The organism is Niabella hirudinis (assembly GCF_051201075.1).
Taxonomy (GTDB): Bacteria; Bacteroidota; Bacteroidia; order Chitinophagales; family Chitinophagaceae; genus Niabella; species Niabella hirudinis.
The window spans coordinates 301842-321425 of record NZ_JBPEHJ010000003.1; the positions used below are offsets into that span (position 1 = coordinate 301842).

Annotated in this window: 17 protein-coding genes; 8 read left to right on the forward strand and 9 right to left on the reverse strand. The window is 46.1% G+C overall.

Going from position 1 to position 19584, the window contains the following annotated elements:
* Positions 1 to 140 precede the first annotated feature (140 nt).
* The 4 genes from GGU45_RS07785 to GGU45_RS07800 all read left to right on the forward strand — a co-directional run bounded on the left by GGU45_RS07785 (position 141) and on the right by GGU45_RS07800 (position 7533).
* A complete protein-coding gene (locus tag GGU45_RS07785) occupies positions 141 to 3392 on the forward strand; it encodes a SusC/RagA family TonB-linked outer membrane protein (RefSeq protein ID WP_435223549.1) in 3252 nt (1083 codons plus the stop codon).
* An 11-nt stretch (positions 3393 to 3403) separates the two neighbouring features.
* Positions 3404 to 4939, forward strand: coding sequence for a RagB/SusD family nutrient uptake outer membrane protein (locus tag GGU45_RS07790; RefSeq protein ID WP_435223550.1), 1536 nt, complete (start codon positions 3404 to 3406; stop codon positions 4937 to 4939).
* A 17-nt stretch (positions 4940 to 4956) separates the two neighbouring features.
* Complete coding sequence (locus tag GGU45_RS07795) at positions 4957 to 5784, forward strand: LamG domain-containing protein (RefSeq protein ID WP_435223552.1); 828 nt, start codon at positions 4957 to 4959, stop codon at positions 5782 to 5784.
* Between the two features lie 63 nt (positions 5785 to 5847).
* Positions 5848 to 7533: a glucoamylase family protein gene (locus GGU45_RS07800; protein ID WP_435223554.1), complete on the forward strand. Its 1686-nt coding sequence runs from the start codon at positions 5848 to 5850 to the stop codon at positions 7531 to 7533.
* Positions 7534 to 7586: 53 nt separating this feature from the next.
* Here the strand turns inward: GGU45_RS07800 and GGU45_RS07805 are convergent, their stop codons facing one another.
* Together GGU45_RS07805 and GGU45_RS07810 are read right to left on the reverse strand one after the other, a co-directional pair.
* Positions 7587 to 7844 carry a Txe/YoeB family addiction module toxin gene (locus GGU45_RS07805; RefSeq protein ID WP_435223556.1) on the reverse strand — a complete coding sequence of 86 codons (258 nt, stop codon included), beginning with the start codon at positions 7842 to 7844 and terminating at the stop codon, positions 7587 to 7589.
* On the reverse strand, positions 7837 to 8106 hold the full coding sequence (locus GGU45_RS07810; protein WP_435223558.1) for a type II toxin-antitoxin system Phd/YefM family antitoxin: 270 nt from the start codon (positions 8104 to 8106) through the stop codon (positions 7837 to 7839). Before GGU45_RS07810 ends, GGU45_RS07805 begins: the two co-directional genes overlap by 8 nt.
* 249 nt (positions 8107 to 8355) lie before the next feature.
* On the opposite strand from GGU45_RS07810, the gene GGU45_RS07815 reads away from it, so the two are divergent.
* From GGU45_RS07815 to bglX, 4 genes are all read left to right on the forward strand, one after another.
* Complete coding sequence (locus GGU45_RS07815) at positions 8356 to 9654, forward strand: glucoamylase family protein (RefSeq protein WP_435223560.1); 1299 nt, start codon at positions 8356 to 8358, stop codon at positions 9652 to 9654.
* Between the two features lie 2 nt (positions 9655 to 9656).
* The gene (locus GGU45_RS07820) at positions 9657 to 10904 is read left to right on the forward strand and encodes a glucoamylase family protein (RefSeq protein WP_435223562.1); all 1248 of its coding nucleotides are present in this window, start codon (positions 9657 to 9659) and stop codon (positions 10902 to 10904) included.
* Positions 10905 to 11073: 169 nt separating this feature from the next.
* On the forward strand, positions 11074 to 11730 hold the full coding sequence (locus GGU45_RS07825; protein WP_435223563.1) for a GDSL-type esterase/lipase family protein: 657 nt from the start codon (positions 11074 to 11076) through the stop codon (positions 11728 to 11730).
* 12 nt (positions 11731 to 11742) lie between these two features.
* A complete protein-coding gene (bglX, locus tag GGU45_RS07830; RefSeq protein WP_435223564.1) occupies positions 11743 to 14067 on the forward strand; it encodes a beta-glucosidase BglX in 2325 nt (774 codons plus the stop codon).
* Between the two features lie 382 nt (positions 14068 to 14449).
* On the opposite strand, the gene GGU45_RS07835 is transcribed toward bglX, so the two are convergent.
* Genes GGU45_RS07835 through GGU45_RS07865 form a run of 7 tightly spaced genes read right to left on the reverse strand, consistent with a single transcriptional unit; the run spans position 14450 to position 19545 of the window.
* The gene (locus GGU45_RS07835; protein WP_435223566.1) at positions 14450 to 14932 is read right to left on the reverse strand and encodes a hypothetical protein; all 483 of its coding nucleotides are present in this window, start codon (positions 14930 to 14932) and stop codon (positions 14450 to 14452) included.
* A gap of 13 nt (positions 14933 to 14945) precedes the next feature.
* A complete protein-coding gene (locus GGU45_RS07840; protein ID WP_435223567.1) occupies positions 14946 to 16142 on the reverse strand; it encodes a leucine-rich repeat protein in 1197 nt (398 codons plus the stop codon).
* 12 nt (positions 16143 to 16154) lie between these two features.
* Complete coding sequence (locus GGU45_RS07845; protein ID WP_435223569.1) at positions 16155 to 16925, reverse strand: hypothetical protein; 771 nt, start codon at positions 16923 to 16925, stop codon at positions 16155 to 16157.
* Positions 16922 to 17320: a hypothetical protein gene (locus tag GGU45_RS07850; protein WP_435223570.1), complete on the reverse strand. Its 399-nt coding sequence runs from the start codon at positions 17318 to 17320 to the stop codon at positions 16922 to 16924. The genes GGU45_RS07845 and GGU45_RS07850 overlap by 4 nt, the downstream gene beginning before the upstream one ends.
* A gap of 17 nt (positions 17321 to 17337) precedes the next feature.
* Positions 17338 to 17913, reverse strand: a complete 576-nt coding sequence (locus tag GGU45_RS07855) for a hypothetical protein (protein WP_435223572.1) — start codon at positions 17911 to 17913, stop codon at positions 17338 to 17340.
* Positions 17914 to 17936: 23 nt separating this feature from the next.
* Entirely contained in the window at positions 17937 to 19175 is a 1239-nt protein-coding gene (locus GGU45_RS07860) for a hypothetical protein (protein ID WP_435223573.1), read from the reverse strand.
* A gap of 37 nt (positions 19176 to 19212) precedes the next feature.
* A complete protein-coding gene (locus GGU45_RS07865; RefSeq protein WP_435223574.1) occupies positions 19213 to 19545 on the reverse strand; it encodes a hypothetical protein in 333 nt (110 codons plus the stop codon).
* Positions 19546 to 19584 lie beyond the last annotated feature (39 nt).

The window sequence follows — 19584 nt, forward strand, 5'->3', positions numbered from 1 at the left end:
CCATATAAAGATGCGTTAACTTTACATGAAGCTATATAACGAATGCTTTATGTGATATTGTTTAAATATGCAATATTTATCACATGAGATGCTTAACTAAGGAGACCTCGTCTCCACAAACAAAAAAAGTACTACTTGCTATGAAATTGACGATGCTGTTCCTGCTGTTCTTTACGTTTCATATTCATGCCAGTGGTTTCGGGCAGCAGCGCATCAATTTAAGAGTGAAAAAGACAGAACTGGCAGAAGTGCTTCGCTCTATTGAAGAGAAGACCTCCTACCGGTTCCTGTACAACAATGAACTGCCCGCCCTCAGGTCCAAAGTGACCCTCAATGCAAAGGCGGCAACAATTGAAGAAGTGTTGCCCGTGCTGCTTTTTTATACAGACATGACCTTCCATGAAATGGAGAATAACCTTATCGTTATTAAACCGGATCCACTGACGAAAAAAGATCTTTCTGTTACGGGTACGGTTACAGATAGTTCCGGTGCTCCGTTATCAGGCGTGTCGGTACAGGTAAAAGGATCTACCATCGGAACGGCTACCAATGCAGAAGGGAACTTTACCCTTGCCGTACCGGATGCCAACAGCACGCTGGTATTTTCCGCAGTAGGGTATGAAGAGCTGGAGTACCCGTTGAACGGAAGCACGCATATAACCGTTTCATTAAAAGCATCGCAGCTGGTGATGGACCAGGTGGTGGTGATCGGGTATGGTACGGCCAGTAAAAGGGATCTGACAGGGTCTATAGCCCGGGTTGATGCAAAGGAGATTGCAGACAGGCCATCGGCGAATCCTTTGAACCTGCTGCAGGGAAAGGTATCCGGTGTATCAGTGGTAACCTCCGGCAGGCCGGGGTCAGAGCCCGATATCAGGATCCGGGGAACAAACAGTATCAACGGTGTTAAACCCGTTTACATAGTAGACGGTATTTTGAATGATAATATCAACTTTTTGAACCCGGCGGATATTGAATCCATAGAGGTTTTAAAGGATGGATCGTCGTTAGCGATATTCGGTGTAAGAGGGGCAAATGGGGCAATCGCCATTACCACCAAAAAAGCCAAAGCCGGCCAGCTATTGGTAAATCTTAATACGTCTTTTGGTATAAAGGATGTTCAACGGCGAATTAAAGTTACCGATGGGCCTACCTTTCTTACATTATACCAGGAGCAAATGGCAAATATGGGGACCTCCTTTAACGATGCAGCCTATACCGCAAATACCGATTGGCAGGATGTTATCTTTCAAAAAGCAAAGATCAATTATAACAACATCAGCATAACGAGCGGTACTGAGAAGAATAAGTTTTACCTGGGCCTGGGCTATATGACGGAAGAGGGGGTTATAAAAAATGAAGCATATAAAAAGTATACGATTAATTTCAGCGATGAGCTGAAGGTGTCGAAGAACCTGAAATTTGGCGCCAACTTCAGCGGCTACTATGCAGAGCCTGCTTTTGGGCGCGATGTTGCTTCTGCTGTGATTGCGGCACCCATTGCCCCGGTGTATGCCCCGGATGGTTCGGGCCTTCTGCATAGTCTTCCATCCTTTCAGCGGGCGCAGGTTAATAACCCCCTCGTGTCAATCGATCTGCTCAACGGAACAAGGATCAACAAGGAATACCGGGTGGTGGGTAGCGTATTTGGGGAGCTGACCTTTCTGAAGAATTTTACTTTCAGAACGCAATTGTTTGCCGACTATGGGTTTAACAGCAGCAGAAGCTACAGCCCGATTATTACGGTTTACAATCCTGATATAGCAGGGGCCGGTAAAATTGATTCACTTGTAAGAAAAACTTCGGTCAATCAAAGCCAAAACCGGTATCCCAAAACCCAGATGGATTATTTGTTAACCTATAAAAAGAAAATAGACAAACATGACCTGACAGTATTGGGGGGTATTACTTCCTATTATTCCGGCTACGAAGGCGTTTCCTCATCAGTACAGCAGGGTACTGCAAGTATTATTCCCAATGATCCCCGGTTTTGGTATGTAGATGCGGTGGGTGATCCGGCTACCAAACAGGGCTCAGGCAGCGCCTGGGAGGATGCATCGATATCCTACCTGGGCAGGGTGCTCTATAACTTCGACAGAAAGTATCTTCTGAATGCATCATTCCGGCGCGATGGCAGCAGCCAGTTTTATAAAATCGGAAACCAATGGAAAAACTTTGGTGCTGTTGGTCTGGCCTGGGTTGCCAGTAACGAAGACTTTTTGAAAGGGGTTAGCGAAATAAGTAATCTTAAGATCAAAGGATCCTGGGCGGTGCTGGGCAGCAAAAATATCCCCGAAGCGTATCGCTATCCTGCCTACCCGGTTTTAACCAATGCGGATGCCGGTGTTTTTGGGGAGAATGTTGTGAATGCGCTGCAACCTTTATATATGACGTCTAAAGATCTGAACTGGGAAACGGTAAGGACTACAGAGGCCGGTTTTGAACTGGGTTTGTTCAGGAACAAACTGAATTTTGAGGCGGTTTACTACAACAAAAAAACAGAGGATGTAATTACATTGGTGAATCAGGGATCCGGTTTACTGCCATTGCTGGCTAATTTAGGAACCATACAGAATTCGGGATTTGAGTTCTCTTCCTCCTGGAACAAGGATATTGGCGAAGACCTCACCCTTTCCCTGAATGCCAATTTTACCACCATCAAAAACAAAGTATTAAAACTGAACCTGGAGGGATTCGAAATTGTTAACGGACCCGCCCGGACCACGGCGGGCTATCCCATCGGGTATTTTTACGGTTATCAGCATAATGGTATTTATCAATCCTATGCAGATATACTTGCCAGTCCCAATAGTACCATCGGCGCCGTGCAGCCCGGTGATATTAAATACAAAGATGTAGATGGCGATGGTGCTATTACCACCAAAGACCGTACAATCATCGGTAACCCCACTCCTGATTTTACTTATGGCGGCGGCGCCAATCTTACTTACAAGGGATTGGATTTTGGTGTTGATGTTCAGGGTGTATATGGTAATGAAATTTACCGTACCTGGAACCAGGGCACTTTTGCAGACTTTAACTACCAGGTTAACCGGATTGACCGGTGGAGAGGCGCAGGCACTTCTAACTGGGAGCCGATCCTGCATTCCGGCAGGGCAAATAATTATCAAAACTCAAGTTATTGGATTGAGGATGGCAGTTTCTTCCGCATAAGAAATGTACAATTGGGCTATCGTTTTCATACAGACCTGCTGAGCAGGATTAAGGTTAAATCGCTGCGTGTTTATCTGAACGCTCAAAACCTTGCCACTTTTGCTAATAATACCGGGTATACCCCGGAGATCGGCGGCTCAGCAACCAGCTTTGGTGTAGATAATGGAACCTATCCGGTTCCGGCTATATATACCGTGGGTCTTAATCTTAACTTCTAAATATTATTTCTATGAGCAATAAACTGGTTTATAAAGCTTATTATATACTGCTCTTTGTATTGGTAACAGGAGCGTTTACCTCCTGTCAGAAAAACTTTCTGGACCGGGAGCCGCTGGGCAGGTATACAGAAGAGGACGTACCCATCGGGGCACTTGACAGCAAAGTATTTGGTATGTATGCAATACTAAGACGTGCTGGGTTTAATCAGAATACCTATCTTGCCATACAAAGTTTCAGGGCAGATGATGCACAGAAAGGCAGCGCTGCCAGCGATGGGGCAGCCTATGCTTTAATGTACGATGATTTTCAATATGTGGCCAATAATGGGGCCCTGCAAACTTATTGGACGGATCATTATGCTGCTATTTTAGCGGCTAATAAAATTATTGAAGACGTAGATTCCGTAGGTGCTGCTGCAGATCCTGCTACGTTGATCAACCGGGCGGAGGCACAATTTATCAGGGCATTTTGTTATTTTGATCTTGTCCGGACCTTTGGCCGGGTGCCGAAGATCGATTTTACCGGTGATGCTGCCGCATTAAATATTCCCAAAGTTGGAGATGTAAGCGAATTGTTCGCACTCATAGATGCGGACCTTAACAATGCGGTAAATGTATTGCCGGTAGATTGGGAGCCTAAATATATTGGAAGGCTCACAAAAGGAGCGGCGCTTGGTTTGCAAACGCGGGCTTTTATGTGGCGCAGTAACTGGGCGGCGGCGCTGGCGAGTGCTAAGGCGTTAATGGGATTGAATAAGTATCGGCTTGTTTTAAATACTCCCGCAACCAATAACAATGGCTACCGGTTCCAGTTTACCAAAGAGGGAGAGAATGGTTCGGAATCCCTGTTTGAGATCCAGGCTTATTATGTGCCCACCAACGATCAGGGTATTGAATATGCTTTGCCACAGGGTGTAAGGGGGGCCGGCAGCTGGAACCTGGGCTGGGGATGGAATACGCCAACCAGTGTATTGGAAAACGAATTTGAGACCGGTGACCCCAGAAAAGCCGCCACACTTTTATACTCAGGGCAGGCAGACCCCTACTACGGAGCCGTCCTGCCGGCCTATCCCGGTACCGTAGCACAGCCTTACTGGAATATGAAGGTATATACCAATCCTGCAGACAGGATCACATTGAACAATAACTTTGGTAAGTGGATGAACCACCGGATCATCCGGTATGCTGATATTTTGCTGCTTGCTGCCGAAGCTGCAAATGAACTGGGCGGCGCTCAGAATACCACCGATGCGTTAGCCTACCTCGAAATGGTGAGGGCCCGGGCCCGGGGCAGCAATGCGGCCATTTTGCCAAAGGTTACCACTACTGACCAGGCCCAGCTTCGCGATGCCATAAGACATGAACGTATGGTAGAACTGGGTATGGAAGAACAGCGTTTCTATGATATTGTAAGATGGAAAATTGATGTAGTTGTTTTACCCGCAGCCGGTAAAATAAACTACCAGGCAAAGCACCGGCTGCTGCCCTTACCCCAGGGTGAAATTGATAAGTCTGGCGGCGTATTGATCCAAAACCCTGATTACTAATTCCAAAATTGTTTAAAATGAAAAAAATATTCTATAATTTATCGGGCGTTTTAATGCTTTCAATAGCCTTTGCCGCTTGTCAGAAAATGGATCATCCGGCTTTGGGCAGCTATCCCAAAGACGCCGATGAGCCGGGAGGCCCGCTGAAGTTTTATGCCGCTTTTGATGGAACCTCCAACAACCCTCAAAGAAATGCTGTGGATAGTGTCAGGGCCAATTTTCCCTCGGATAATCCGCTGGCATCAATAGATGGAGTGAGTGGAAAAGCTGTACAAGGGAAAAAGTATAAATATATCAAATACTCAAGTGCGAACGATTTTGCGGCTACAGCAGGAAGTTTCACCGTTTCATTTTGGCAGAAAAGAGGATTGATGAGAACGGAGCATGTTTTTAGTATGCCTTCAACGGGTAACGGGAGTATGTTTTTATTGGAAGAGGGGTCTGTTGCCACACCCGTTTCAAAGCTGTATGTAAAAGATGCAACGGCAGAAAAATGGTTCGAATGGTCGGGCGCAAACGCAGTAACCGGGCTGTATGATGATCAATGGCACCACCTGGCCTTTGTATATGACGGAAGCAGCTCTAAAATGACCCTGTACAAGGATGGTGTTGCGCACCCGTTCGTGTCTGAATGGACCGGGCACGGCAATGTGAAGCTGGAGGCCGCCAAAATAACGGCTTTAAAAATGGGTGCGGGGCCACTGGAGTTTACGCAGGCGCAGATTGACGCAGGCGCAGATGACTGGCTTAGGAATTCATGGACAGGAGCAATTGATCAGTTTCGGTTATACAATATAGCACTGGGAGCGGGAGAAATTAAAGCGTTATACACCGGTAAGAAATAACTTTTAAAACCTATACTTTTAATGGTGGCTGTGCTTTTTTGATGCAGCCCCCTTTTTTCAATAATGTCAGATAAACTAAAATCTGGACTTGTATTTGCGGTATTATTGCTACTATCCATTTCCTGTGGTAGCAAAAAGGATGCTGTTGCTCCTCCTCCTGCCGATACTAAAAAGAATCCTTCTCTGAATGGTATGATGCTTAATGGAGCTGCTTTTAATACAACGATCGTTGATGTATCTGCTATTCCTCAAATCAGACTCACTTTTTCCCAGCCTATAAGGGCCGCTTCTCTAAATGCTGTTTCGTTGAATGACAATAACGGAACAAAAATTCCGGTAGAAACACTGTTGTCTGGTAACGACTCTGTCGTTGTGGTTCAGCCGGCGCAGGGCCTGTCTTATCTTACAAAATATACGATCTCAGTAAACACTTCACTGCAATCTGCCTCAGGAGGAAGCCTTCAGCATTCCATTAATGGCAGCTTTGTTACCGCACTTGATTCTTCACGCAAGTTTCCAGTTATTGCAGCCAACGCATTATTGGATACAATTCAAAAGAGAACGCTTAAATATTTCTGGGATTTCGCACATCCTGTTTCGGGTATGATCCGTGAAGGTTCGAAACATCCACCGAATATCGTAACAACCGGGGGCACCGGCTTCGGTATTATGGCGTTGCTGGTGGGTATAGAACGGGGGTTTATAACAAGGACTGAAGGTCTGCAACGGATAAAAAAAATAGCCGGCTTTTTAGAAAATAAAACGCAAACTTTTCACGGGGCCTTTCCTCACTGGCTCGATGGCTCATCCGGTAGCGTAATACCTTTTAGCCAGAACGACAATGGTGCGGATCTTGTGGAAACCGCGTTCCTGGTCCAGGGACTTATTTGTGCCCGGCAGTACTTTTCAGGGACAGGAGAAGAAGCGCTGTTAAGAACTACTATCAATGCAATAGTTGACAGCGTGGAGTGGAACTGGTTCCGGCAAAACGACCAGCAGGTACTGTACTGGCACTGGAGTGCAGATAAAGGCTGGGTTATGAACCTGAAGATACGGGGGTGGAACGAAAGCCTGGTGACCTATGTGCTTGCGGCGGGCTCAAAAGATCATGCCATTACCAGGTCGGTTTATGATGAGGGCTGGGCTGGAAACGGCGCCATAAAAAACGGCCAATCCTTTTATAATATTCGCTTACCGCTGGGGCCTGATTACGGCGGTCCGCTGTTCTTTGAGCATTATTCATTTATGGGCATCAACCCCAATGGCTTAAGCGATGTATATGCCAGTTATGAAGCGCAAACAAGGAATCATAGTTTGATCAACTATAATTATTGCAGGACCAATCCCCAAAATTATTTTGGTTACAGTGATTCTGTGTGGGGATTAACCGCCAGCAATACAAAAAATGGCTATGCAGCAGCTTCACCCACAAATGACCAGGGATTTATAGCTCCTACCGCAGCTATTGCCTCCCTGCCCTACACGCCGGCGGAGTCTATGGCGGCACTTCAGTTTTATTATTATGTGCTGGGCGATAAATTATGGAAAGAATACGGATTTGTAGATGCTTTTTCGCTGGACGTACTGAAGAATAATGGCGCCTGGTTTGATGATGCTTTCCTGGCTATTGATCAGGGTCCCATTGTAGTCATGATTGAAAATTACCGCACAAAGCTGTTGTGGAACCTGTTCATGAGTGCACCGGAAGTGCGGAACGGGTTAACAAAGCTGGGGTTTTCCGGTTTTTGATCTCCCGTGTAGTCCCGGACCCTGGGCCTGCCGATGGAAGTTCTTTGAATAATCTATTTCTTGTAATGAAAGCGGCAGGAGTGAATAATGACCTGACCATCAGTAATTTTATAAATAATACGGTGCTCTTCAGTTATACGGCGACTCCAGTAGCCCTTAAAGTCTCCTTTTAAGGGCTCCGGTTTGCCGATGCCTGTAAAATGGTGACGGCTGATGGCCTCAATCAATTCCATTGTTCGGGCAGCAATTTTCCGGTCTTCAGCAATCCAATGGTGCAGGTGTTCCATAGCGGTTGGCGAAAAACTAATCATTGATCATGTTTTTAAGGTCCTTTAATGTATGGGCAGTTGTGTTGCCGGTTTCAATTTCCTTTTTTGCCTTATACATCATCGCTTTATTAGCATCATTGCTTAACAGATACTCCGTTTCATCATAGCTGTTAAAATCATCCAGCGAGATCATCACCACGGTTTTGCCGCTGCCGGTTACAATCAGCGTATCATTATTATCAGAAACCTGGTCGATATAGGATTTAAGATTTTTCCGGAATTCAGAAATATTTGCTACTAACATGGTATAATAATTTGTACAAAATTATGTACTTTTTTTATTAAAAACTATAATGTGAGCCCCAGGTTATCCCATTATTGCTGTATGTTGCTGGTACTTACCAGCTTAGGTATGTATCACAGGGGATATTTTATAAACGGGACCGGCATTATGGGGATTATATTGTTTTTTTAAAGAATAGTTTAAACCATGTATACAACAAGTTCCCGTACGCTTTTTTTAGCAGTTCTCTTCTGCACATGCAACGCTGCAATGGCCCAGCGGCCTGCGGCCAGGTCGGAATACAGCATTCCTTATTCCTTAAAGATCGATAAAGAGATCTCAGATTCTGCCCTGGTAAACCTGGTACAAAAACAAACCCTGCGCTATTTCTGGGACTTTGCACACCCGGTGAGCGGTATGGCCCGCGAACGGAGCAACCGGTCATTTGACTATGGACAGGAAGTGGTAACCACCGGGGGAACGGGCTTTGGAGTAATGGCTATCGTGGTGGGTGTGAACCGGGGATGGATCCAGAGAGATACCGCTGCCCGGTTCCTGCTGAAGATGGTAAAATGGCTGTCGAAGGCCGACTCCTATCATGGCGTATTTCCGCATTGGTACAACGGTACAACCGGCAAAACCATTCCATTCAGCAGGAAGGATGATGGGGCCGACCTTGTAGAGTCTTCCTTCTTATTGCAGGGACTGTTGTGCGTACGGCAGTATTTTAACAAAGACCTCCCTGTAGAAAGGGACTTGCGCAACCGCATCAACGGACTATGGAATGATGTGGAGTGGGACTGGTTTACGCGTGGCGGCCAGGAAGTATTATACTGGCACTGGAGCCCGAACAACGACTGGGCCATGAATTTTCCGTTAAGAGGATTTAATGAATGCCTGATCACCTATGTGCTGGCGGCTTCTGCAGAGCGCTACCCGGTAAGCCGCAAAGTGTATGACCGTGGCTGGGCGCAAAGCAACTTCTTTAAGAACGGGAAACAGTTCTATAATTACACCCTTCCGTTGGGATTTGATTACGGTGGTCCGCTCTTCTTTTCCCATTATTCCTTCCTGGGGCTTAACCCAAAAGGATTAAAAGACCAGTATGCTGATTACTGGGTACAGAACCAGAATCATACCCTGATTAATTATTCCTATTGTGTAGACAATCCAAAGGCTTTTAAAGGATATAGTAAAAACTGCTGGGGACTTACAGCCAGCGATGACCCCGGGGGTTATGACGCCCATCAGCCGTCTAATGACAACGGAACCATTACACCTACTGCGGCATTATCCGCTTTTCCGTACACGCCGGAAAAATCGATGAAAGCGCTGCGCTACTTTTATCAAAAACTGGGCGATAAAATATGGACGGAATATGGTTTCACCGATGCCTTTAATGAAACAAAAAACTGGTATGCAAAAAGTCACCTGGCCATTGACCAGGGCCCCATTGTGGTGATGATCGAAAATTACCGCAGCGGTCTGCTCTGGAACCTTTTTATGAGCTGCCCCGAAGTGCAGGCAGGATTGAAGAAATTAGGTTTTATAAGCAGCGATCATTCATAAACATGATAAAGCAAACGGCCTCTATGCATTTAACAGACGATGCGTTGCTGGAACTGGTACAGCGGCGGACCTTTTCCTATTTCTGGGACTTTGCCCATACCGGTTGCGGCCTGCCAAGGGAGCGGGATCATGAGCATTACAAGGATGTTGTCACAACCGGTGGCTCCGGGTTTGGTGTCATGGCCATCATTATAGCAGTAGAGCGGAAATGGATCAGCCGGGAGCAGGCGGTAATACGCTTTTTGAAAATCATTGCTTTTTTAGACAAGGCCGAAAAGCATCATGGTGCTTTTTCGCACTGGCTCAACGGGCGCACCGGCAAAACCATACCTTTTGCAAAAAAAGATGATGGAGCCGATTTGGTTGAAACAGCCTTTCTCTTCCAGGGGCTGCTTACCGCGCGGCAATATTTAAACCGGAAAAATAAGGCCGAACAAACCATCCGGAACACGATTACCCGGCTCTGGCGCCAGGTAGAATGGAGCTGGTTTACAAGGGGGCGCGATGTGCTGTACTGGCACTGGAGCCCCCGGCATCGCTGGGCAATGAATTTACGGATAGAAGGATATAATGAAGCGCTGATCACGTATGTGCTGGCGGCAGCAGCGCCGGAACATTCCATTTCCAGGAACGTTTATGAAAAAGGCTGGGCCCGGAGCGGCGCCATGAAGAACGGGAAATCTTTTTATAAAACAAAGTTACCCTTGGGCCCTGACCTGGGCGGCCCCCTGTTTTTTGCCCACTATAGTTTTACCGGGCTTGACCCCCGGGGATTAAAGGATGCCTTTGCTGATTACGAAAAACAGAATAAGGCACATACAGCGATCAATTACCGCTACTGTGTGGACAACCCGGGGAACTATAAAAATTATGGGAAACATTCCTGGGGGCTATCGGCCTGCGACTACAAAAGAAGGTACCGGGAACATTCTCCCGTAAAGGATAATGGAACCATCTGTTGTGCGGCGGCGCTTTCCAGCCTCCCCTATCTGCCCAAAGAATCCATGGCGGCCCTGCGCTATTTTTACGGGGAGCTGAAAGATAAAATTTGGGGAACGTACGGATTCTCGGAAAGCTACAATGAAACAAGAAAGTGGTATGCTGCCTCCCACCTGGCTATTAACCAGGGGTCCATTATTCTGTCGATTGAAAATTACCGAACGGGACTATTGTGGAGATGGTTTATGAAAGACAAGGATGTGCAGCGGGGACTGATGAAGCTCGGGTTTAAGAGCCCGCATTTGAAGTGAGGTTAAACCACAGGTGGACAGATTAAAGAAACAGAAGGTCATATAAGATAATCAGCGAATCTGTGGCGATAATTATATCAACAAAACAAACGAAACGACACGTTAAAATTAAACGGGCTTCTGGCAGGACATCCTTATACAGTTTAGTAAATTTGAAAAAAAGTAGAATATGAAACAAATAAGCCTATTGATTTTTTTGCTTTGCATGATTAAGGTTTCCGTTTGGGCCCAAACTCCGCCATTTTATAAGGACATTCAGCAATTTAAAACATTGGATCAGCAACAGGCTCCTCCTAAAAAAGCCATATTGTTTATCGGGAGCTCCTCGTTTACCAAATGGAAAGATGTAAACGCGTATTTTCCGGGATATACCATCATCAACCGGGGGTTTGGCGGATCCACATTAAAAGATCTGATCTATTACTTTAATGACCTGGTGCCGGTTTACCGTCCGCGGCAAATAGTGATCTATTGCGGGGAAAACGATCTGGCTAATGATGCAACCCCGGCCGATAGCGCCGTAAGCCGTTTTAAACAGCTATATGGTCTAATAAGAGCCTACAATAAAAAAGTACCGGTTGCCTTTATTTCAATAAAACCCAGCCCGGTTCGCGCAAAATATTTTACCAAAGTGGAGGAAGCTAATGCCGCTATCAGGACTTTTATAGCCCGGCAGAAAAAAGCACGCTATATCGATGTTTTTCCATCTATGCTGGGAGCCGATGGCCGCCCTATGCCCCGGATTTTCCTAAGTGATAGTTTGCATATGAACGCAGGCGGCTACCAGATCTGGCAAAAGATCATGCGCCCCTATCTTAAAAAATAAAAAGCCGGCATCATGACAAAGCAAAACAAGTTTAACAAAAACAGGTGGAGGTTGGCAATAGGGTTATTGCTGACCGTTGTATTTACGGGAGCATCTGCACAGGCTGGTACCGATAAATCCGGTAAAGGGATGGATGCCTTTATAACAACGCTGATGAGCAGGATGACCCTGGAAGAAAAGATCGGGCAGTTGAACCTGCCAAGCGCCGGCGAATTTACAACAGGGACGGCCACCAATTCGGACATTGGCAAAAATGTAAAAGAAGGCCGGGTAGGCGGTCTGTTCAATATCAAAGGTGTAGACAAAATAAAAGCGATTCAGAAGGTTGCGGTGGAGGAAAGCCGCATGAAGATCCCGATGCTGTTTGGTATGGATGTGATCCATGGCTATGAAACCACCTTTCCTATTCCCCTGGGTTTATCCTGTACCTGGAATATGAAATCCATAGAACAGTCTGCACGGATTGCGGCTACCGAAGCCAGTGCCGACGGTATTTCCTGGACCTTTAGCCCCATGGTAGATATTGCCCGGGATCCCCGCTGGGGCAGGGTATCGGAGGGCAATGGTGAGGATCCGTACCTGGGCTCGCAGATTGCAAAAGCGATGGTAAGGGGCTACCAGGGCGATTATTCGCAAAACACCAATATCATGGCCTGTGTAAAACACTATGCGCTATATGGCGCTGCTGAAGCGGGCCGCGATTATAATACGGTTGACATGAGCCATCTCCGGATGTACAATGAATATTTTCCGCCTTATAAGGCCGCGGTGGATGCGGGCGTAGGTAGTGTAATGGCCTCTTTTAACGTGGTGGACGGTATTCCGGCCACCGGAAATCGCTGGCTGCTCACAGATGTGCTGCGAAAACAATGGGGCTTTAACGGCTTTGTAGTAACGGATTATACAGGTATTAATGAGATGACCGATCATGGCATGGGAGATCTGCAAACCGTTTCGGCCCTGGCGCTGAAAGCCGGTGTGGATATGGACATGGTAGGAGAAGGCTTCCTGAAAACATTGAAGAAGTCGCTGCGGGAAAAAAAGATCACATTAGCGGAGATCAATGCCGCCTGCCGCAATGTATTAGCGGCAAAATATAAACTGGGCTTATTTACCGATCCGTATAAATACTGCAATGCGGAACGTGCAAAAACAGAAATTTATACTCCGGAAAATCGCAAAATAGCCCGGCAGATAGCCGCGGAAAGCTTTGTATTGCTGAAAAATGACAAAGGCGTACTGCCACTAAAAAAAGCAGGTAAGATTGCGCTGATAGGCCCCCTGGCAGATGCTGCCAATAATATGGCCGGAACCTGGAGTGTGGCTACGGTGCAGAACCGTTCGGTTTCGGTACTGAGGGGCCTAAAAAATGCACTAGGTAATGCTGCAACAATTGCATACGCAAAGGGCTGTAACCTTACGGGAGATGCGGCCCTTGAGGAGCGGGTTACGATGTTTGGAAAAACCCTGAATCGCGAGCGGGATACGCGTACACCTGAAGTCATGAAGGCCGAAGCGCTGAAGATCGCCAATGAATCGGATGTGATCATTGCCGCGATGGGGGAGTCGGCCGAATTTAGCGGAGAAAGCGCCAGCAGAACGGACCTGGATATTCCGCCGGTACAACAAAATCTACTAAAGGCGCTGGTAAAAACCGGCAAGCCCGTGGTACTGGTACTGTTTGCCGGCCGCCCCCTCACATTGAATTGGGAGCAGCAAAAACTGCCGGCTATCCTGAATGTATGGTTTGGAGGTTCAGAAGCCGGCGCCGCCATTGCTGATGTATTATTTGGAGATGTAAACCCTTCCGGGAAACTGACGATGTCGTTTCCGCAAAATGTTGGACAGATCCCGCTGTACTATGCGCACCTGAATACCGGTCGCCCGCTGCCGGAGGGCAAATGGTTCCAGAAATTCCGCTCCAATTACCTGGATGTATCCAATGACCCGCTGTATCCTTTTGGCTATGGGCTCAGCTATACCACATTCACCTATAGCGCCATAACGATAAGCAGCAAATCATTAAAAGGGAGCCAGGTGCTGAAGGCTTCGGTCACCCTTACCAATGACGGAAAATACGATGGGGCCGAAGTGGTACAGCTTTATATTCGCGACCTGGTGGGCTCAATAAGCCGGCCGGTAAAAGAGCTCAAAGGCTTTCAGAAAATATGGCTGAAGGCCGGTGCGTCCAAAACGGTTACGTTTGATATTACCCCGGAGGATCTGAAGTTCTATAACAGCCAGCTAAAGTACGACTGGGAGCCGGGTGCATTTGAGATCATGATTGGCGGTAACTCCAGGGATGTAAAAAGTACGCAGGTTAACTGGGAGCGCTGAAGCAGTATGTAGCACAGGCAAGCCTTTCAAACCAAAAAGGATCTGATCTTTTAATGGCAAACAGCCGCAGCGCGTTGTTAGTCCTTATAACTATGAGTCCACGAAACCGCCCGTAGGCGCAGCGCGGCGGTAATTGCGTACACCCGGCTTGTACAAACCGCAATGATTACCGGTGCGCTGCACCTTCTGGTGACAAAGATCAACCTGATGCACACGCGCTTCGAGAGGTATCCGGTCTGCGCCCGCTTACCTTGACGCACATGCAATAGGTCATCGGGATCAAAAAACGCGGAGGCAAATCCTTTGAATCCGCACAGATCTGCGTAATCAGCGGGCAATAGTCGTCACTATTATTTTTTGCGAACTCATTTTTAGACGACTCTTAGCCGTGAACAATTTTTGAAACAATAAAAATCAGTACAACCAAAACCGGTATGCCGATGATCAGCGCTAAAAGAATACGGATGGTATTGGATGGTGCAGCCACACCTATCTGCTTTAGAGCCATTGCCGGTGGTAGGTGCAGTAGATCCGCCTTGGGACATTGCTTTTTTAGCTCGTTCAGTAATCGTTTAAATGTGTCATCGTTACTGTCTACAAAGATTCTTTTAATGGCTGTTTTTTGACCCTCCCGGTATGAAAAAATAAATTCCGAATCATAAGAATGGTCGCCCGCCGATTTGCTGTTTTGAAGTTGCTGAACTCCTATTACCGGAACTAAGCAGAAGTTCTTTAAATCTGAAAATAGAATATCAATAATCTTTTGCTTATCCAATACTCCGTTGCCCCTGGTGGTTGCGGTAAAATGCCCGTTATCCATGGTAAGGTGTACCGTGCCGGTTGTATGGTTCAAAAAGTAATGCATGTTTTTTTGTGTTTTAATACACGATGTTGTTGTCAAATGCAGCGCGCCATGCTGCACCATTCACTGATGATGGGAGTGTGTATAAATCATGTGCATTATAAGAAACTTTAAGTTCATCGCCAACGGCGTCAAAATTTCGTGCGCCCAATGCCGGTGGAAAGAGCGCATCACAACGCACATTTTTCAAAGCGGGACAAAACCTGAAGGCGTCCTCCCCAATACTGGTAATACCCGAACCAATGGTGGCGCTTCTTAGTTTGATGCAGTTATTAAATGCGCCCTCACCTATCTTTTTAACGCTGTTGGGTATAGCGACAACCTGTAAACCGATACAATTTACGAATGCCCAATTTCCAATAGTTGTCAATCCGTTGTGCATATCAATAGTTTGCAAAGCAGTACAACCCGAAAAAGCTTCCACACCAATGGTTTTAACCGTGGCCGGGGTGGGAACGCCTCTTAAAGCAATGCAACCCGAAAAAGCATAGTTTCCAATGTCTTCAATATAAACTCCGTTGACGGTTGCAAAGGAAACGTCTGTTAAAGCGGTGCAGCGGGAAAAAGCATAGTTGCCAATATTCTTTATGCCGCTGACGCGCACCTTTTTAATCTGCGCGCGGTATGGATACCATGGCGCACTGTAGGGGCCAAAGTTGGGCATGGCGATGCCTTGTGAAAAAGACAATTCGCCACTGGATGTCAATGACCATTTAAGGTCGAGGTATCCCGCTCCAAGTGATAAATCTCCCATCGCATTCGCATATATTTCGCAACCTGCCGTTTTGCTCCCATCGGCCGTAGTAGCTGTAATAATGACGGTACCAATTTTTAAAGCGGTTACTTTGCCATTGGCATCCACCGTGGCAACATCGGTATTGCTGCTGCCCCATGTTACGGCTTGGTTGGTGGCATTTGCCGGGGTAATAGTGGCAATCAGTTTTTTCGTGCCACCGGTTTCGAGATTAATATATGTTGTGCTTACATTGAGTGTAATCCCACTTACGGGCGTATTGATGATGGATGGCGTGTCGTTACTCTGCTGGCTTTCTTTATTACATTGTGCCATAAGTAAGGCGATCAATACCAGGTTTGCAGCGGTTATTATTTTTTTCACATTAGAAATCTTTAGGGAATGAGTGAGCAACTGCTCTGTTTTATCAGGATATCCCTGAAATAGTTTTCTGTGTTTGGCCACGGAATGCTTGGCCATGTGGATGCGGATTTAATTACACTGGTATTCGTAGGTGTAGGTAGATGGGTTGCTATTGCCTTCTCTGCTTGCCGTCATGGACGAAATGGTTCCATCGCCGCCAAAGGTGTAAGTATAACTGTCTGCTTCTTTTTCAACAGTGGGTGTGCCGGGAGGATCAGTAGGGCTGGGATTTCTGTAGTCTGAAAAAGTGCTGCTATACTTCTTTACGAGATTTTTATTACGGATGGTTTCTACCCCGTTTTCCAAAAGATCCCAGGATTGCACGTCTCCGGGACGGGACGGTTTGTCCATGTAATATTCATAAGCAATGTCCTGGGTGTATAAGTTTCCTTCGGTGTGTTCCAGCATCATATTTCCATTGCTCCAGGTATAGGTTCTTGTAAAACCTTCCGAGTGAGATTTTTTTGCCGTGAGTTTTTTCAATTGCATTCCATCGTACTCATAAGTGCGGGTTTCCCATTCGGTGCCACTACTGTTATATTCCCTTCTTTCAAAAGCCAGCAGCCCATTTGCATTTAAGGCATATACTGATTTCCAGGTGCCTTGTTTTATGATTGAGTCTCCTTCGTAAGTGAAGCTTTCATCGAAGTTGCCATAATTTACAGACAATATCCTGCCCTGTGCATCGTAGCTGAATATTTCCGTGCTTAGGGGTCCGGTTATTTTTACAACCCGGCATTTCGGTTTTTCTTCTACATTATTTTTTTTGCATCCGGCAAAACCGAAAACCAATAGCGATAGGCCGGCAATAATCAAAAGTCTTATCTGTTTGTTTTTCATTGTATAAAATTTTTGTTGCGATCTCGTACTTCTGTAATTGTATAGAGCTTTTTTTTCCATAAAAAAATGGCCGTGACCACTTCTGCCATTGCAAAAAATTTTACCGGTCCGTTGTATTCCCGGCCGCTTAACGGGGCCATCACAAAAAACAAAAGAGCGCAAAAAACAAGGATGAAAATCAGGATACGGAATACACTGTTTTTTTTATCCAGCACGGCTGCGCTTTCTGTTAGCCCAAAACAAAATACGGCGGTAAACACGCCCGCTACTGCAAAGCAGGCAATGGTGAGGGCTTGTGAAGAAAGGCGTAGCAGCACGGCCGATACAATAATGTCGGCAACTGCGGCAGCAAAAAGTACCGCCAGGTTAATGCCGGCGCATCGCAGTAATGTCAATATGCTGCTTTTAAAAGTCATGGATTTTGATGACGGAACCGTACCTCTTTTTCCATGCAGGGTTTTATGAGGCTGAAGATGGAATCCCTTCTTTCGGTATTGTTTTTATAACTGTCTTCCATATTTTGTTCAAACATTGTTTTGGCGGCCACAATGCTTTTTAAATAGGCATCCGTTCCGTTCTTTGCAGCAGCAATGGATTGGTCCGTTAGCGTGCAATAAGTTTTTGCAACGGTAGCGGCATCGCTGTACGCCAATGGCAGCATCGCCAGAAGATCGTCCTCCGTGGCGGTAACGTTTGTGGTTGCGACGGTTTGCGTGCTGTTGGAAAGCGCCTCATCGCATTTTTTCATCCCGTCCATCATAAGCGTGTAGGTTTTACTATCCTTAAAATATTGGTCGTCCACTTCCTTCACATAGGCTTTTTTTTCGGCGGCGGCTGCATCTTTTTCAGGGCCGGCGGGCGCGTTGTGTTCTTTTGCATTCAGTGCGCAATATTTGTCGATTACGGCCTCCGCGTCATGCATATTGGGGCCGCAGGAAGCCATTAGTAATAGAGCGGTAACCGGTAAACACAGGGATTTCTTTTTCATTCGTATATCTTTTATAGTGATGGTTATTTTATGGCGCTGCAATCAATCAGGTAATCGTTCCATAATCCCTTAAGATAGGGCGATCCGTAGCTGCCGCCGCCTGCATAGCTTTCATCAAGGGTAACCGATGCAATATGGCAGGTGCCATCTTTATCTTTATATAAAAGATAAATTTCGGCATTGGACCGGCGTGATACCGGCAGCCCCGTTTGACTATCGGTGTAAAGGGTCCAGCCGGTACCACTGTTGGGATATATTTTGTGCGAAATATAGGTAAGTCCCCATTGGCTGATATAGGATTTAATCATGGGAGTAAGTTTTGCCGCGCTAAACATAGCGCCGGCCGGAGTATAAGAGGTTTTCCACCAGTCGGGCAGTTTGGTGAGTTTGCTTTTCATTTTCTCCTTTGTTTCAAGAGCATCGGTTCGCCTTTTTATATCATTGCTCAGTGTAGCAGCGTCTTTTGTGCTGAATTGATAGTCAAATGCGCCCAGGCTTACAATGTTCTTTTCATATTCCAATGGCTTTCCCCAATCGTCAAAAGAATAATTCCATAACAACACCTGTACTGTGTATTCGCCGTTTGCCGGGAAATACTGCCTTATATTAAGATCGCTTGTGTAGAAATCCATTCCTGCCGGGAATTTGAAATCGCTCACCTTGTCCGGCGGCGTTGTAATTCCCTGCAGTGTGGTAATTTTAGAAGGCTCTGGCAGCACATCAAAATTGAGAGCAGTGTTTTTCAGTTCTTCTTCTTTTATTAAAATAGGCCTGCTCCTGTTATAAATGGTGTACTGGATGGTTTGCGTATTTTGCAGCTCATCTTCGCTTTTTCCTTTAGGAGTTATCAATATCCCGTAGTTCAGGCAGTGAAATCCTTTGGATGGCTGGGCATCCAGCTTAAAAGCTTCCGAAAGGGTTTGGCTCCCCAGCTCCAATCGCCCATAAATAAAATCCTGTGAAGTAAAATGGGCTTTGGCGCCGGTATTATTGTTGATGAAGGGCTGGGTGGAGAAGTAGAATTTGGCACCGGACAATAGGGTAAAGGGATATTTCATGTTGGTTTTAGCGGGGGTTGATGGGGTGGCTGCTGAAGCGGGTATGCCTGCTTCTGTATTGCCAGCCGATGTATTTTTTGATGAAGGCTCCGTTGCTGTGGTAACCGCTGCTGAGGCTTTCTGCTTCAGCTTGTTTAACAGCTGCGCATGACTGTTTATGCAGACAACCATACCAGACAGAAGCAGGAAGGAAAAGATTTTCATGTCAGATGCTATTTTCGGGTAAGGAAAAATAAAGATGTTAACTGTTTTGTATGGCTGCCAGTAATTTGTCAATATTCATAACACCATAATTGAAGGTGTGCAGCGAATCATCCGCCATAGTAATGAGCACTTTTTTAGATAAGAAACTTTTTTGGGGCACTATTGCTTTCATATCGGATTTGTCCAGCACAATAAGGCCCTTTCTATTATAAACAGACAGGGATAAAGAATCGGCTGCGTTTTGGGGTAGGAATAACAGGCGCTGGTTGGTAACGGTTAGTTTACCGGTTGCAATCCGGCTGTCGGGCCCAACATAGTTGATGGACCAGGTATCAATTGCTGTTTCGGTGGGTTGTAGTTCTATTTTCATATTTACAATGTTTGATAGTAGTTTTAGACAGTGTTTCTG